Below are 15,951 nucleotides of genomic sequence, written 5' to 3' on the forward strand. Positions count from 1 at the left end.
CCACCGCGCCTCAGAACGCCCCGAGCAGCAGGATGGCCACGTTCACGGCAAAAGCGGCCGTCCACACCAGGCTGCGCAGCGTGGCCTTGTCTGCGACATAGGCCCACACATACACCACGCGCAGCAGTACGAACGCTGCGGCGAGCAGGTCCAGCCAGGGCTGGCTGGCCTGCAACTGGTGCGCGATGATGACCGCGCCGATGAAGAAGGGCAGCACCTCGAATCCGTTCTGCTGGGCCGCATTGGCACGGGCGGATGCCCCCCTCTGCCGCTCCAGCCAGGCGCGTGGATCGCGGTTGTCGAAGCCGCCGCTCTCGCGTGCACCCAGCTTCTTGGCGATGCCGGCGCTGACGATCGGCAGCAGCGAAGCCACGAGCACCATGCCATAGGCCCAGGTGAAACCATCAGCCATGCGTCCCTCCTTCGGAAAAATGGGCGTCGAGCCGGCTGGCCAGCGCCTGCTCCAGCGCAGGCAGTGCCTGCACCACTGCAGCGATTTCCGGCTGGGGCGACAGGCGCAATTCCGCACCCCAGACCGGATTCGGAAAATGGCTGTCCCAGCCGAAGCGCGCAATCACGTGCCAGTGCAAATGCGGCACCACGTTGCCCAATGTGGCCAGATTGATCTTGTCCGGTTGCAGATGCTCCCGCAGGAGGCACTCCACGAGCGTTACCGCCTCCATGGCCAGGGCACGTTCGGATGCGGGCAGATCGCTCCACTCGGCCACATGCCGGTTGCAGATCAGGCGGTAGAACGCCGGAAACGCCGCTTCGCCTGCATGCACCAGCCGCCATCCCTCCGAGCGCCACACCACCCGGCCACCGTCTTCGTTGCACAAGGGACACTGCCCTGTCTGGCTCGCATGCATCGTTCTGCTCCGTTCGTACAAATGGATGCAGACGCAACACCCCATGGTGTGCGCCTGACGCTTTCCTATCTTAATATGCGCAGCAAGGCTGCCCTTTCCTGCCGGCAGCAAAGATTGACACTCCCTGCACCAACAAGAATGCGCTTTTCTGTTTCCTCCTCCCGCCGCCATCTGCTTCCCGCCGCCGTCGCCGCTGCCGGCATGCTCAGCGTCACCGGCTGTTCCGGCATGTTCTCCGGCGAGCAAACCGTCTTCATCGATGGCAGCAAGCTGCAGCAGAAGCTGGACACGCGTTTTCCGGTCGACAAGCGCCTGCTCGGCATGTTCGACGTCACGGTGAGCAACCCGCGCCTGAGCTTCGACCCTGCGGCCAACAAGCTGGGTACGCGCCTGACGCTGGCCACGCCCGCCGTGTTCGGCCTGATGCCGGCCATGAAGGGCAATGTGGACCTGGCCTACGGCCTGCGCTTCGAACCCAGCGACAACAGCGTGCGCATGACCAATGTGGAGGTCAAGTCGGTCGACCTGAAGGACGAAAAAGGCCAGGGCAACAGCCGCGCCAACAACGCACTGGCGATGGTTGGCGAGCAGATGTTCCAGGATTACACGCTGTACAAGTTCACCGCATCCGACCTGGAAAAGGCCAGCAAGTACAAATACACCCCGACAACAATTACGGTCAAACGTAATGGTGTCGACGTGCTTCTGGTACCGAAGAAATAATGGAAGGTGCTGCACCGGCCGTGGCCGGACTGCATGCCAGAGGCGGGCACAAGCCCGCTTTTCCATGAACCCTTTTCTTTTGCAGGAGTACCCATGAGTTTCTGGGACCAGAGCTACAGCGCCGTTGATGGCTACAAGTACGGCGAGGCGCCCAATGCCTTTTTGCGCGAGCAGGCAGCCCGGCTGGAAGCCGGCTCCCGCATTCTGGTTCCGGGCGATGGCGAGGGCCGCAATGGCGTGTGGCTGGCTGAACAGGGCCATGCCGTGCAGTCCGTGGACAGTTCTGCCGTGGGACTGGCGCGTGCGCGTGAACTGGCACAGCGCCGCGGCGTGAACCTGGACACCGTGCAAGCCGATCTGGCCAGCTGGCAGCCCGAGCCTGCCAGCGTCGATGCCGTAGTGCTGATTTACCTGCACCTGCCGCCCGCCCTGCGCCCCGCCGTGCATGCCAAGCTGGTCCAGGCACTCAAGCCGGGCGGCCTGCTGCTGCTGGAAACCTTCCATCCGAAACAGCTTGGCTACAGCAGTGGCGGCCCGAAGGACGAGGCCATGCTCTACACGCTGGACATGCTGCGCTCCGACTTTGGCGAAGGGATGGAAGAACTCATGGCCGAGGAAGGCCCGGCCACGCTGGACGAGGGTCCCGGCCACCAGGGGCCGGCCTGGGTCACGCGCTGGATCGGCCGCAAGATCGCGGCATAAGACTGCCCTCTTCCTCGCCTCGTCCGGGCCCAAAAAAGGAAAAAGGCTGAAGAAGCTCCCTGCTTCTCCAGCCTTTGTTTTCAGCAAGGCCTGTGTGCTTACACCAGCACGCGCTCGATACCGCCAGCGTTGGCGGCATCCACATAGCCCTTCATCCAGTCCTCCCCGAGGATCTGGCGCGCCATTTCCACGACGATGTAGTCGGCTTCCATCAGGCCGTTCGGCAGGTCTTCGCCGTAGCGGCTCAGGCCCTGGAAGCAGCTCGGGCAGCTGGTGAGCATCTTCACCTTCGGATCGCCGTTGCGCAGCGTGGGCGCCTTCAGGCCATGCTCTTCCTGCAGCCTGGCCAGCTCGACCGCGTTCTTGCGGATCTCCTCGGTCTTGCGGAAGCGCACCTGAGTGGAGATGTCCGGACGGCTCACGCCCAGCGTGCCCGACTCGCCGCAGCAACGGTCGCTTTTGACCACAGCATCGCCCAACAGACCTTTCACCGTCTTCATCGGGTCCTGCAGCTTGAGCGGCGTGTGGCAGGGATCGTGGTACAGATAGCCTTCCGGTTTGGGCAGCGTGATGCCCTTTTCCAGCAGGAATTCGTGGATGTCGATGATGCGGCAGCCGGGGAAGATCTTCTCGAACTGGTAATCCTGCAGCTGGTCGTAGCACGTGCCGCAGCTCACCACTACCGTTTTGATATCCAGATAGTTGAGCGTAGTGGCCACGCGGTGGAACAGCACGCGGTTGTCGGTGATCATCTTCTCGGCCACGTCGAACTGGCCGGCTCCGCGTTGCGGATAGCCGCAGCACACATAGCCCGGCGGCAGCACGGTCTGCACGCCGGCATGCCACAGCATGGCTTGGGTAGCCAGGCCCACCTGGCTGAACAGGCGCTCCGAACCGCAGCCGGGGAAGTAGAACACTGCCTCGCTGTCGACCGAGGTGTTCTGCGGATCGCGGATCACCGGCACGTACTGGCGGTCCTGGATGTCCAGCAGCGCACGTGCGGTACGCGTGGGCAAACCGCCCGGCAGCTTCTTGTTGACGAAGTGGATGACCTGCTCCTTGACCGGAGCCGTGCCCACCGTGGCCGGCGGGCGCGCTGTCTGGTGGCGCCCTGCCACCTTGAAGAAGTCCACCGCCGCGCGTTGCGCCTTGAAACCCACGTTCACCATGCCCGCGCGCAGCAGGTTGATGGTGGACGGCTCGGTCGCGTTCAGCATCAGCATGGCGGCCGACTTGCCCGGACGCGTGCTCTGCTGCCCCATCTTGCGCAGCAGGTTGCGCATGTTCATGGAGACATCGCCAAAGTCGATATCCACCGGGCACGGTGCAAAGCACTTGTGGCACACCGTGCAATGCTCGGCCACGTCCTCGAACTCGCTCCAGTGCTTGACGCTGATGCCGCGACGCGTCTGCTCTTCATACAGGAAGGCCTCGACCAGCAGCGAAGTCGACAGAATCTTGTTGCGCGGGCTGTACAGCAGGTTGGCGCGCGGCACATGGGTGGCGCACACCGGTTTGCACTTGCCGCAGCGCAGGCAGTCCTTCACGCTGTCGGCAATCGAGCCGATGTCGCTCTGCTGCATGATGATGGATTCATGCCCCATCAGCCCGAAGCTGGGCGTGTAAGCGTTGGTCAGGTCGGCCAGCGCCGTGGTGCCGGCATAGACGGCACGCTGCGTCTCGCTCATTACTACCGGGCGCAGCAGCTTGCCCTTGTTGAAGCGGCCCTCGGGGTCGATGCGCGCCTTGTAGTCGGCAAACGGCGCCAGTTCCTCGTCCGTCAGGAATTCGAGCTTGGTGATGCCGATGCCGTGCTCGCCCGAAATCACGCCGTCCAGCGAACGCGCCAGCGCCATGATGCGCTTGACTGCCTCGTGCGCCAGTTGCAGCATGTCGTAGTCATCGCTGTTGACCGGGATGTTGGTGTGCACGTTGCCGTCGCCCGCGTGCATGTGCAGCGCCACCCAGACGCGGCCCTTGAGCACGCGCTGGTGCACGGCATCCAGCGCCTCCAGCAGCGGCTTGAACACCTCGCCGCTGAACAGCGTATGCAGCGGGTTGCGGATCTGCAGCTTCCAGCTGGCGCGCAGGCTGTGGTCCTGCAGGGCCTCGAAATGCTGGTCGATATTGTCCAGCCAGCCCTGCCATAGCGCACGCACGCCGATGATCAGCGCACGCGCCTCGCGCACGCGCGTGGCCAGCAGGTCGGCCGGATCGCCCGGCTCCATGGCAGCCGTCTCGGCATCGAATTTGCCCAGCGGCAGGTGCGGCTGCTCGAAGAATTCCAGCAACTCGTCCGCAAGGCGGATCTTGTTGCGCAGGCTCAGCTCGATGTTGATGCGCTCGATGCCGTCGGTGTACTCGGCCATGCGCGGCAGCGGAATCACCACGTCCTCGTTGATCTTGAAGGCGTTGGTGTGGCGGCTGATGGCGGCGGTGCGCTTGCGGTCGGCCCAGAATTTCTTGGCGGCCTCGCGCGTGGTGGCAATGAAGCCTTCACCGCTGCGGCTGTTGGCAATGCGCACCACTTCACTGGTGGCGCGGGCCACGGCATCGGGATCATCGCCCACGATGTCGCCAATCAGCACCATTTTGGGCAGGCCATTGCCGCCCAGCTCGCCGGTGGCGCCACGCTTGCTCTTGGTGGCATAGCCCACGGCCTTGAGGTAGCGGTCGTCCAGGTGTTCCAGGCCGGCCAGCAGCACGCCGCTGCGCTTTTGCTCCTCGAACATGTAGTCGCGGATCTCGACGATGCTGGGCACGGCCAGCTTGGCGCTGCCGAAGAATTCCAGGCAGACGGTGCGGCTGTGCGCCGGCATGCGGTGCACGATCCAGCGCGCGCTGGTGATCAGGCCGTCGCAGCCCTCCTTCTGGATGCCGGGCAGGCCGCTCAGGAACTTGTCAGTCACGTCCTTGCCCAGGCCTTCCTTGCGGAAGGTGGCGCCGGGAATGTCCAGGCGTTCGGTGCGGATCGGCGTCTTGCCGTCGGCCTCGAAATAGCGCAGCTCGAAGCTGGCCACGTCCACATCGTGGATCTTGCCCAGGTTGTGATTGAGTCGATGCACTTCCAGCCATTGCGCATCGGGCGTGACCATGCGCCAGCTGGCCAGGTTGTCCAGCGCAGTGCCCCACAGCACGGCCTTTTTGCCGCCGGCGTTCATGGCAATGTTGCCGCCGATGCAGGAGGCCTCGATGGAGGTCGGATCGACCGCGAACACGAAACCGGCACGCTCGGCCGCCTCGGCCACGCGAATGGTGACCACGCCGGCGCCACTCCACACGGTGGGAACGGGCTCGGCCACGCCGGGCAGTTGCACCATCTCGACTTCGGTCACGCTGTCGAGCTTTTCGGTGTTGATGACGGCGCTCTTCCAGGTCAGCGGAATGGCACCCCCCGTGTAACCGGTACCACCACCTCGCGGCACGATGGTCAGGCCCAGGTCCACACAGCCCTTTACCAGATCGGCCATTTCGGCCTCGGTATCGGGCGTGAGCACGACGAAGGGGTATTCCACGCGCCAGTCGGTGGCGTCGGTCACGTGGCTGACGCGGCTGAGGCCGTCGAACTTGATGTTGTCCTTCTGCGTGAGCTTGCGCAGGCGGCGCAGCACCTGCTGGCGCAGCTCGATCGTCACGCCGAACGAGCGCTCGAAACTGTTGACGGCCTCATGCGCCAGGGCCAGCACCTCGCCCACCGCGTCGTCACGCTCCTTGTCCTGGGCAGCGGTGCGGCGTTTCTGGATTTCACCCAGGCGGTGGCGCATGGCCTCGATCAGCTGTGCGCGGCGCTTGGGGTTGTCGAGCAGGTCATCCTGCACGTAGGGGTTGCGCTTGATCACCCACATGTCGCCCAGCACCTCGTACAGCATGCGCGCGGATCGGCCGGTTTCGCGCTCGCCGCGCAGCATGTTCAGCAGTTCCCAGCCGTGGCGGCCAAGCAGGCGCTCGACGATCTCGGCGTCGGAGAAGCTGGTGTAGTTGTACGGAATTTCGCGAATACGCTGGGCAGCGTGCTGAAGAGCCAGCACGTTCTTGTGCAGTACGGGAGCGTTCATGGGCAGGTAAAGCCTCGTCGGCGCGTCAGGGAACAGGCCCGGGCGCGTGGTGGAAGGAGCACGAGTACGAATTTTAGTCCAGTAGGGACTGTCCCTACGCCGTCAGGGACATGCGATGCGTTCAAGGCATGGCGTGCGGCAGCACTGTGGTGTTAATGCCGCGGGGCATCTCCCTGGTGCCAGGAGGCAACAGGGATTTCACCCGTTCCGGCCTGCGGTTCGTCACTGCGGCGGAAGTGGCGCAACAGCCATTGTTGCATGCCGCCCATGCCCAGGGCCAGCGCTACATAGGTCAGCATGGCGCCATCGTGCTGCTGCAGCAGCAGGCCGAGCAGCAGGATCAGCACGCCACAGCCGAAAAGCCACAGCCATTCGCGCTGCCAGCGCAGCGTCACGTCGCGCCGGCGTGCCAGCACGCGGTGGGTAATCAGCAACAGGCTGGCCAGCCAGAGGGCCGGAAGCACGAAGTTGAGCAGGTGGTTGAGGAGAGCAAACAGTCCCATGGAACAGCATTTTCGCGCAAACGGGAGCACGATATGACACAGGTCCCGCCAGAGTCTAGAGCGTCGTCAAGACAGGCGGCCATCTTCGATTTTATAATCCCTGCCATGTCAGTCTGGGCTCTAGGCATCAACCACCACACCGCACCGCTGGATTTGCGCGGCCGCTTCTCGTTTGCGGTCGACCAGATGGGCCCTGCGCTGCACGGCCTGCGCCAGGCCTTTGCGCACCATCCCGAAGCAGCCATCATCTCCACCTGCAACCGCACGGAGGTGTACTGCGCCAGCGACCGCGTCGATATCGACCATACCCTGGCCTGGCTGGCCCGTGCCGGCAACGTGCCCGAGCACGCCCTGCGCGACTACACCTATACCCTGCAGAACGATACGGCCGCGCGCCACGCCTTCCGCGTCGCCAGTGGGCTCGACAGCATGGTGCTGGGCGAGGCGCAGATCCTCGGCCAGATGAAGGATGCCGTGCGCGCCGCCGAGGCAGCCGGCAGCCTGGGCACCACGCTCAACCAGCTGTTCCAGCGCAGTTTTTCCGTGGCCAAGCTGGTGCGCAGCAGCACCGAGATCGGCGCGCACAGCATCAGCATGGCTGCTGCCGCGGTGCGTCTGGCCTCGCAGCTGTTCGAGGATCTGAGCCAGATCCGCATCCTGTTCGTGGGTGCCGGCGAGATGATCGAGCTGGCGAGCACGCACTTTGCCGCGCGCAACCCGAAGCAGATGGTGATTGCCAACCGCACCATGGAGCGCGGCGAGGCGCTGGCCAAGCGCTTCGGCGCCAGCGTGATGAAGCTGGCCGATATTCCCGAACGCCTGCATGAGTTCGATGCCGTGGTGAGCTGCACCGCGAGCACCCTGCCCATCATTGGTCTGGGAGCTGTGGAACGCGCGCTCAAGAAACGCCGCCATCGCCCCATGTTCATGGTCGATCTGGCCGTTCCGCGCGATATCGAGCCCGAGGTGAAGGCGCTCAATGACGCCTATCTCTACACGGTGGACGATCTGGCCACCGTGGTGCAGACCGGCCAGGCCAACCGCCAGGCTGCCGTGGCGCAGGCCGAAGCCATCATCGATGAAGGCGTGCGCAACTTCATGCACTGGCTGCAGCAGCGCGATCCCAACTACGGGGCCGTGTCGCTGATCCGTCAGGTACACCAGCGTGCCGACGAATGGCGCGAGGCAGAAATCGCCAAGGCGCGCAAACGTCTGGCCAAGGGTGATGATGTGGAAGCCGTGCTCGAGGCGCTGTCGCGCGGCCTCACGCAGAAGATGCTGCACGGCACCATGAAAGAGCTGCAGAGCACCGAAATGTCGCGCCAGATCCAGGCGGCGGAAACGGTGCAGCGCCTGTTCCTGAACAAGCAGCGCTAGCTGCGGTCGCGCCTGGTGAGCCTTCGCAGGTGCGTGGCTCACCGCAGGCGTTGCGGCCACGCCCGCCGCAACGCTCCTCCCTCCGATTCCGGCGCAGCGCGCCCGTTCGCCCCCTTCCCGCCCAGCCCCATCCGCATGAAACCGTTTCTCCGCAACCAGCTCGCCCGCTACGCCGAACGCCTGCACGAGCTGGATTTCCTGCTCAGCCGCGAAGACATCATGCAGGACATGGCACAGTTTCTCGCGCTCTCGCGCGAGCACAACGAGATCGGGCAGATCGCCGGCCGTTTCACGCGTTACCGCCAGGTGGAGGCGGATATGGCCGCCGCGCGCGACATGCTGGACGACCCGGACATGGCCGAGATGGCCGAGGAGGAAATCAGCGGTGGTGAAGCCGAGCTGGCAAAGCTGGAAGACGAGCTGCAGCGCCTGCTGCTGCCCAAGGACCCCGATGCCGACCGACCGGCCTATGTGGAAATCCGCGCCGGCACCGGCGGCGACGAATCCGCCCTGTTTGCCGGCGATCTGGCGCGCATGTACACGCGCTATGCCGAATCGCAGGGCTGGCGTGTGGAAACCATGAGCGAATCGCCGGCCGAACTGGGCGGCTACAAGGAAATCGTGCTGCGCATGGAGGGTCCGGACAGCAGCGATACGCACCAGGGCGTCTACGGCACGCTGATGTTCGAATCCGGAGGCCATCGCGTACAGCGGGTTCCGGTGACCGAATCGCAGGGCCGCATCCATACCAGCGCCTGCACGGTGGCCGTGATGCCGGAGCCCGATCCCGCGCAGGCCATCACGATCAATCCGGCCGACCTGCGCATCGACACCTTCCGCGCCAGCGGTGCCGGCGGCCAGCACATCAACAAGACCGACTCGGCCGTGCGCGTGGTGCACCTGCCGACCGGCATCGTGGCCGAATGCCAGGACGGCCGCAGCCAGCACAGCAACAAGGCCAAGGCCCTGCAGGTACTGCAGGCGCGCATCCAGGAGAAGGAGCGCAGCGAACGCGCCGCCAGGGAAGCCGCCATGCGCAAGGGACTGGTCGGCAGCGGTGACCGCAGCGACCGCATCCGCACCTACAACTTCCCCCAGGGCCGGCTGACGGATCACCGCATCAACCTGACGCTGTACAAGCTGGGCTACATCATGGAGGGCGACCTGTCGGAAGTGCTGCAGGCGCTGCGCCATGCGCGCGATGCGGAGCAGCTGGCGGAGCTGGAAGTCAACGGCTGACCAGCCGCCCTGCGCCGGCAAGCCAGCCCCCTTGCCCCCGAATCAGGCATGCAAATCCCTGTTGACGTGCGCTTGTGTTTGCCGCAACAATACTTGCCAAAGCAATTATTGAATCAGCAACAAATGCAGCCTTCTTCCCCCGCGCGGCGCCAACCCGTTTCTCCCCAGCAGGCCGAATTGCTGGGCAGCACCCTGTTCCTGCTGCGCAACGGCCTGTCCGAAGCGATAGAGAGGGAGCTGGCACGCGGCGACTCCGGCTTGCGCATGAGCCAGGTGCAGGTGCTGTTGCGCCTGGGCAATCACGACAGCCTGACTGCCGGAGAGCTTGCACGTGCCATCGGCCACGACCCCGGCGCCCTGACGCGTCTGGTGGACCAGTTGGTGAAAAAACAGCTGGTGGAGCGCCATCCGCATGAGACGGACCGCCGCGCGCTTCGGATCGCCCTGACTGCACGGGGCCGCGACACCTATCGCATGCTCTACGGCCTGCGCATGCAGGTGATGGAGCGCATGTTGCAGGACTTTGACGAGGATGAACGCTACCGGGTGATGGACTTCCTGCAGCGCATGCTGCAGGGCTTGCAGGCGCACCCGCCCAGTTCAGGCTGAGATGCCGCCGTGAAACGCCGCCCGGGCGCGCCTTCTGCCGGGCGGCAGTGCATGCAAGGCCCTCAGGCAGTACCGCCCTTGTCCCTTTTCCCCGTCTTATCATGACCCACTCTTCCAGCGCCGCTTCCGCAGCGACCATTCCCGATGCCGCAGCATCACCGCGACACATCCATCTCGACCCCGACCACAAGCCGCCCGGAACCAGACTCTCGCGCGAGCAGAAGCGCCGCCGCGCGTTGACGCTGCTCACGCTGTTCGTGCTGCTGGCCGCAGGTGCGGCCATCGCCTGGTATCTGCTGGTGGGCGAGTGGAACGAAAGCACGGATGACGCCTATGTCGCCGGCGACATGGCACAGATCAATAGCCAGATCCCCGGCACGCTGGTGAGCGTGAAGGTGCGCGATGGCGATAAGGTGCAGGCGGGCGACGTGCTGGCCGAACTGGACCCCACCGACACCGCCGTGGCGCTGGCGCAGGCCAAGTCTGCCCTGGCCAATGCCGTGCGGCAATCGCACGGGCTGTTCAACCAGGCCAACAGCGCACAGAGCGACCTCGCCGCACGCGCACAGGCCCTGTCGACGGCGCGCAGCGACTATGAACGCCGCGTGACGCTGGCCAGGACCGGCGCCGTTTCCAGCGAGGAAGTGGACCACGCCCGCCAGTCCCTGGCAGCCGCTCAGGCCGCCTACAACGCAGCCCGCCAGCAATATGACGCCCGCCGTGTGCTGGTGGCCGGCACCGAGCTGAGCACCCAGCCGGCCGTGGAAGTTGCCGCCGCACAGCTGCGCGCCGCCTACCTCAACAGCCGGCGCAACGCCATCCTGAGTCCGCTCGACGGCTATGTGGCGCGCCGCACGGCCCAGGTCGGCCAGCGCGTGCAGCCGGGCCAGGCAATGATGACCATCGTGCCGCTGCAGGATGTGTGGATCGACGCCAACTTCAAGGAAACCCAACTGCGCAAGATGCGCATCGGCCAGCCTGCCACCATCGAAACCGACCTGTACGGCAGCAAGGTGCGCTACACCGGCAAGGTCGCCAGCCTGGGCGTGGGCACCGGCAGCGTTTTCGCCCTGCTGCCGGCGCAGAATGCCACCGGCAACTGGATCAAGATCGTGCAGCGCATCCCCGTGCGCATCACGCTGGACCAGCCGCAGCAGCTGGAGCAACACCCGCTGCGGCTCGGCATGTCCACCACGGTGGAGGTGGACATTCACAACCAGAGCGGCCCGCTGCTGGCACAGCAGCCCGCCCCCGGCGCGGTCCAGACCACCGACGTTTACGCCCGCTACAACGCGCAGGCCGACGCCCTGATCGCCCAGGTGATTCAGGAGAACCGCCCCGGCACCGCCGGCAAAAAAGGCTGATCCGTGCCGGAAGCCACCACCCTGCCCGGGAAGGGCACATCGCCGCCCGCACAGCCGGCAGCCCTATCCGCGGCAGCCCGGGGCGATGCGCCCGCCTTCGTGCCGCGCAACTTCGGCCTGACGGTGTTCGCGCTGTGCCTGGCCACCTTCATGCAGGTGCTCGACACCACCATTGCCAACGTCTCGTTGCCGACCATTGCCGGCAACCTGGGGGTGAGCATGAGTCAGGGTACCTGGGTGATTACCTCGTTTGCCGTCTCCAATGCCATCTTCCTGCCGCTGACGGGCTTTCTCACACGCCGCTTTGGCGAGGTGCGCCTGTTCATTTGGGCCACCCTGCTGTTTTCGCTCGCGTCCTTCCTGTGCGGCATTGCCACCCACATGACGGAGCTGATCATCTTCCGTGCGCTGCAGGGCGCAGTAGCCGGGCCGATGTACCCCATCACGCAATCGCTGCTGTACTCGCTGTTCCCGCCCTCCAAACGCGGCATGGCCATGGCCATCCTGGCGATGGTGACCGTGGTGGCACCCATTGCCGGGCCGCTGCTGGGCGGCTGGATCACGGAAAGCTATTCCTGGGAATGGATTTTCATCATCAACGTTCCGATTGGTATTTTTTCCAGTTTTGTGGTTGCCTGGCAAATGCGATCCCGTGCAGCCAGCACCGAGCGCCCGAAGATCGACTATGTCGGGCTGCTCACGCTGGTGCTGGGCGTGGGCGCGCTGCAGCTGGTGCTCGATCTCGGCAATGAGCACGACTGGTTTGCCTCGGGCACCATCATCTGGCTCACCGCCTTGTCGGTAGTCAGCCTGCTCGTGTTCCTGATCTGGGAGCTGACGCAGGATGATCCCATCGTGGATCTGCGCCTGTTCCGCCACCGCAACTTCCGCAACGGCACGGCGGCGCTGGTAGTGGCCTATGCCGCCTTCTTTTCGATCGGCCTGCTGGTGCCGCTGTGGCTGCAGCGCACTGTCGGCTATACCAGCATCTGGGCGGGCATGGCGGCAGCGCCGATCGGCATTCTGCCCATCCTGCTGACGCCCTTCATCGGCAAATATGCCGTCAAGACCGACCTGCGTCTGCTCGCCACCGGCGCCTTCATCGTGATGTCGGTAACCTCCTTCATCCGCTCGGGCTTCTTCATCGGGATCGACTTCTTCCACATCGCGGCGGCGCAATTCCTGCTGGGCCTGGGAGTGGCACTGTTCTTCATGCCGATGATGACGATCCTGCTGTCCGACCTCACGCTGAAGGAAATTCCGGCCGGCTCCGGCCTGTCCACCTTCCTGCGCACGCTGGGCGGCAGTTTCTCGGCCAGCATCACGACTTACGTCTGGGAAAAACGCGCAGTGGTGCATCATGCACATCTGGCCGAGCACATTTCCCCGTCCAATCCGCAAGCCATGCAGACCCTCGAACAGCTGAGCCAGGCCAACGGCGGCGACCCCGCCCCCGGCCTCGCCCTGATCAACCAACTGATCACCCAGCAGGCCTACCAGATCTCGTTCAACGAGCTGTTCCATGTGCTTGGCTGGCTGTTCCTGCTGCTGATTCCGCTGGTCTGGATGACCAAGCCTCCCTTCAGCGCCAAGCACGGCGGTGGCGATGGCGGGCACTGACACTAAGATAGTGTCCTCGTTCCAGCATCCGCTTTACCGCCCATGAGCCAGCCCCCTCTTTCCATCGCCGACGCCCTGCGCCAGGCGCAACTGCAGCAATTGCCCCGCCTGGATGCCCAGATGCTGCTGCTGCATGTGCTCGGACAGTCGCCCCGCGATCGCGCCTGGCTGCTGGCGCATGACGACGATCTGCTGGATACGGCCACGCAGGCGCGCTGGGAGGCCCTGTGCCTGCGCCGCCTGGCCGGAGAGCCCATGGCCTATTTGCTCGGCCAGCGCGAGTTCTTTGGCCTGGAGCTGCAGGTGGACGCCCGCGTGCTCGACCCGCGTCCGGATACGGAAATTCTGGTGGAGTGGGCGCTGGAGCTGCTGCCTTCCCTGGCCTCCAGCCCCGCCATTGCCGATCTGGGCACCGGCAGCGGCGCCATTGCCTGCGCCATAGCCGCGCATGCCCCCGGCGCACAGGTTTTCGCCTGCGATGCCAGCGACGATGCCCTGGCGGTGGCCCGCAGCAATGCGGAACAGCTGCAGCTTCCCGTGCAGTTTGCCCATGGCTGCTGGCTGCAGGCCTTCGCGCCAGCCACTCCGCGCTTCGACCTCATCGTGAGCAACCCGCCCTACATCCGCGCTGACGATCCGCATCTGCAGGCACTGATGCACGAACCCCTGTCTGCCCTGGCCAGCGGCATCGACGGGCTGGACGATATCCGCGCCATCATCGCGCAGGCCCCGGCCTGGCTCAAGCCGGGCGGCTGGCTGCTGCTCGAACATGGCTACGACCAGTCGGAAGCTGTACAGGCATTGTTGCGCCAGCAAGGATTTGCAGCCGTGCAATCACGCCAGGATCTGGCCAGTATTGCCCGCTGCACCGGCGGTCGCTGGGCTGCATCAAGCCCGCAGCTTGATCCAGAGCAGGCCAGCATCGTCTGAAGCCCCGCAACAAGCAAGGTCTGCCCCTCGCAGACGGGGAGATTGCCACAATATCCCTGATAATTGACCGACTCGGGCCAGCCCATGCTTGGCTGTGCCCATCTCCGAACATCTGATTTCCCAGCGAATACACCATGAACGAAACCCAACAACGCATCGACACCCTGGTCAAAGGCAGCCCCATCGTGCTGTTCATGAAGGGCAACGCCAGCTTCCCCATGTGCGGCTTCTCCGGCCGTGCCATCCAGATCCTGAAGGCCTGCGGCGTCGACCCCAAGGCGGTGCAGACCGTGAACGTGCTGGAAGACGACGAAATCCGCCAGGGCATCAAGGACTACAGCAACTGGCCGACCATTCCCCAGCTCTACGTCAAGGGCGAGTTCATCGGCGGCTCCGACATCATGATGGAGATGTACGAAAGCGGCGAGCTGCAACAGCTGCTGCAGGGCTGATCTGCCCCTGCCGGGCCGCTTGCCCGGCTTCGTGGTGACCGCAGGGAGTGAGCGATGGCACAGGCGCATCGCCGCGGTCACCGGTGTCCGACCCAACGGGACCTTTATGAGTTTTACCCAGAGTCTTGTCATCCTGCTGGCCCTGATCGCGGCCTCCTCCTTCTTTTCCATGGCGGAAATCTCGCTGGCTGCTTCGCGCCGCGTCCGCCTGCGGCAAATGGCCGATGACGGAGACCCCCGCGCAGACACTGTCATGCATGTGCAGGAACAGCCTGGGTATTACTTCACCGCCGTCCAGATCGGGCAGAACGCCGTCGCCATCCTGGGCGGCATCGTGGGGGAAGGCAGTCTTTCCCCCTATATCGCCGATGCGCTGTACTGGATCAACAATCCCGTCGTGCTGCGCCACCTGAGCGCCGCCCTCTCCTTCATCGCGATCATCTCGGCCTTCATCCTGCTGTCCGACCTGCTGCCCAAGCGCATTGGCATGAGCCAGCCGGAAAAATTTGCCGTGCGCCTGATCCGCCCCATGCAGGCCTGCGTTGCGCTGCTCAAGCCCATCGTGTGGTTCTATAGCCGCATCACCGATCTGGTGCTGCGCGTATCGGGCATGCCGGCACAGCGCGATGACCGCGTCACGCCCGACGACATCCTCTCGCTGGCCGAAGCCGGCGCACAATCGGGCCTGCTCGCGCGCAACGAGCAGCGCGTGATCGAAAACGTGTTCGAACTGGACAGCATCACCGTGGCCAGCGCCATGACCACGCGCGACCGCATCGCCTGGTTCAATGTCGACGACTCCGACACCATCATCCGCGTCCGCATCACCGAAGAGCCCTACTCCACCTACCCCGTGGTGCAGGATGACCTGGACCACGTGATCGGCTATGTGGATGCCAAGGACCTGTTCCAGCGTGCCCTCAAGAACGAAGCCATCGACCTGCACGACCCCGCCCTGCTGCACAAGGTGCTGGTGGTGCCCGCGCAGCTGACCCTGGCCGAAGTGCTGGAACAGTTCCGCCAGGTGCACGAGGACTTTGCCGTGGTGGTCAACGAATACAGCATGGTTGTCGGCGTGGTCACCCTCAACGACGTGATGAGCACGGTGATGGGCGATCTGGTGGCCATGGACGAAGAGGAAATGATCGTGCGCCGGGATGACAGTTCCTGGCTGATCGACGGCATCACACCCATTGGCGACGTGCAGCGCGCCCTGGGCATCGACACCCTGCCGGAAGACGACAGCTACGAAACCCTGGCCGGCTTCCTGATGGTGATGCTGCGCCGCATCCCCAAGCGGACCGATACGGTGACGGTGGGGAATTTCACGTTCGAAGTGATGGACGTGGACAGCTACCGGATTGACCAGGTGATGGTGACGCGCACCACCCTGCAAGATAGCGTGTGAATCTGGTAGGCCGTGCAGGACTTGAACCTGCGACCAAGGGATTATGAGTCCCCTGCTCTAACCAACTGAGCTAACGGCCCGCAGCGCAAGGCAGCCGCAT

Annotated in this window: 14 protein-coding genes and 1 tRNA gene; 10 read left to right on the forward strand and 5 right to left on the reverse strand. The window is 64.6% G+C overall.

Going from position 1 to position 15,951, the window contains the following annotated elements; all coding sequences use genetic code 11:
• Window positions 1-10 precede the first annotated feature (10 nt).
• The gene (locus KKQ75_RS05215) at window positions 11-412 is read right to left on the reverse strand and encodes an MAPEG family protein (RefSeq protein ID WP_213360782.1); all 402 of its coding nucleotides are present in this window, start codon (window positions 410-412) and stop codon (window positions 11-13) included.
• Complete coding sequence (locus KKQ75_RS05220) at window positions 405-869, reverse strand: HIT family protein (RefSeq protein ID WP_213360784.1); 465 nt, start codon at window positions 867-869, stop codon at window positions 405-407. Before KKQ75_RS05220 ends, KKQ75_RS05215 begins: the two co-directional genes overlap by 8 nt.
• 138 nt (window positions 870-1,007) lie before the next feature.
• On the opposite strand from KKQ75_RS05220, the gene KKQ75_RS05225 reads away from it, so the two are divergent.
• Both KKQ75_RS05225 and KKQ75_RS05230 read left to right on the forward strand, forming a co-directional pair.
• Window positions 1,008-1,592 (forward strand): DUF1439 domain-containing protein, encoded by a 585-nt coding sequence (locus KKQ75_RS05225; protein WP_213360786.1) that lies wholly within the window; start codon window positions 1,008-1,010, stop codon window positions 1,590-1,592.
• A 93-nt stretch (window positions 1,593-1,685) separates the two neighbouring features.
• A complete protein-coding gene (locus KKQ75_RS05230; RefSeq protein WP_250131008.1) occupies window positions 1,686-2,294 on the forward strand; it encodes an SAM-dependent methyltransferase in 609 nt (202 codons plus the stop codon).
• A gap of 98 nt (window positions 2,295-2,392) precedes the next feature.
• Here KKQ75_RS05230 and KKQ75_RS05235 read toward each other — a convergent pair whose 3' ends face one another.
• Entirely contained in the window at window positions 2,393-6,349 is a 3,957-nt protein-coding gene (locus KKQ75_RS05235; protein ID WP_213360790.1) for a DUF3683 domain-containing protein, read from the reverse strand.
• Window positions 6,350-6,501: 152 nt separating this feature from the next.
• The gene (locus KKQ75_RS05240; RefSeq protein ID WP_213360791.1) at window positions 6,502-6,852 is read right to left on the reverse strand and encodes a hypothetical protein; all 351 of its coding nucleotides are present in this window, start codon (window positions 6,850-6,852) and stop codon (window positions 6,502-6,504) included.
• A 105-nt stretch (window positions 6,853-6,957) separates the two neighbouring features.
• Between KKQ75_RS05240 and hemA the strand changes: the two genes are divergently transcribed.
• From hemA to KKQ75_RS05280, 8 genes are all read left to right on the forward strand, one after another.
• The gene (hemA, locus tag KKQ75_RS05245; RefSeq protein WP_213360792.1) at window positions 6,958-8,229 is read left to right on the forward strand and encodes a glutamyl-tRNA reductase; all 1,272 of its coding nucleotides are present in this window, start codon (window positions 6,958-6,960) and stop codon (window positions 8,227-8,229) included.
• Between the two features lie 135 nt (window positions 8,230-8,364).
• A complete protein-coding gene (gene prfA / locus KKQ75_RS05250) occupies window positions 8,365-9,468 on the forward strand; it encodes a peptide chain release factor 1 (protein ID WP_213360793.1) in 1,104 nt (367 codons plus the stop codon).
• Between the two features lie 123 nt (window positions 9,469-9,591).
• Window positions 9,592-10,077, forward strand: a complete 486-nt coding sequence (locus KKQ75_RS05255) for a MarR family winged helix-turn-helix transcriptional regulator (protein WP_213360794.1) — start codon at window positions 9,592-9,594, stop codon at window positions 10,075-10,077.
• 101 nt (window positions 10,078-10,178) lie between these two features.
• Window positions 10,179-11,441 carry an HlyD family efflux transporter periplasmic adaptor subunit gene (locus KKQ75_RS05260; protein ID WP_213360796.1) on the forward strand — a complete coding sequence of 421 codons (1,263 nt, stop codon included), beginning with the start codon at window positions 10,179-10,181 and terminating at the stop codon, window positions 11,439-11,441.
• A gap of 3 nt (window positions 11,442-11,444) precedes the next feature.
• Window positions 11,445-13,061 carry a DHA2 family efflux MFS transporter permease subunit gene (locus tag KKQ75_RS05265; RefSeq protein ID WP_284069725.1) on the forward strand — a complete coding sequence of 539 codons (1,617 nt, stop codon included), beginning with the start codon at window positions 11,445-11,447 and terminating at the stop codon, window positions 13,059-13,061.
• Between the two features lie 42 nt (window positions 13,062-13,103).
• Window positions 13,104-13,991, forward strand: coding sequence for a peptide chain release factor N(5)-glutamine methyltransferase (gene prmC, locus KKQ75_RS05270; RefSeq protein ID WP_213360797.1), 888 nt, complete (start codon window positions 13,104-13,106; stop codon window positions 13,989-13,991).
• 134 nt (window positions 13,992-14,125) lie between these two features.
• Window positions 14,126-14,443, forward strand: a complete 318-nt coding sequence (gene grxD, locus KKQ75_RS05275) for a Grx4 family monothiol glutaredoxin (RefSeq protein ID WP_213360798.1) — start codon at window positions 14,126-14,128, stop codon at window positions 14,441-14,443.
• Window positions 14,444-14,549: 106 nt separating this feature from the next.
• Window positions 14,550-15,851, forward strand: coding sequence for a hemolysin family protein (locus KKQ75_RS05280; RefSeq protein ID WP_213360799.1), 1,302 nt, complete (start codon window positions 14,550-14,552; stop codon window positions 15,849-15,851).
• 3 nt (window positions 15,852-15,854) lie between these two features.
• Here the strand turns inward: KKQ75_RS05280 and KKQ75_RS05285 are convergent.
• Window positions 15,855-15,931 (reverse strand) — tRNA-Ile (locus KKQ75_RS05285).
• Window positions 15,932-15,951: the final 20 nt, after the last annotated feature.

The sequence above is a fragment of the Brachymonas denitrificans genome (assembly GCF_907163135.1).
GTDB classification, from domain to species: domain Bacteria; phylum Pseudomonadota; class Gammaproteobacteria; order Burkholderiales; family Burkholderiaceae_C; genus Brachymonas; species Brachymonas denitrificans_A.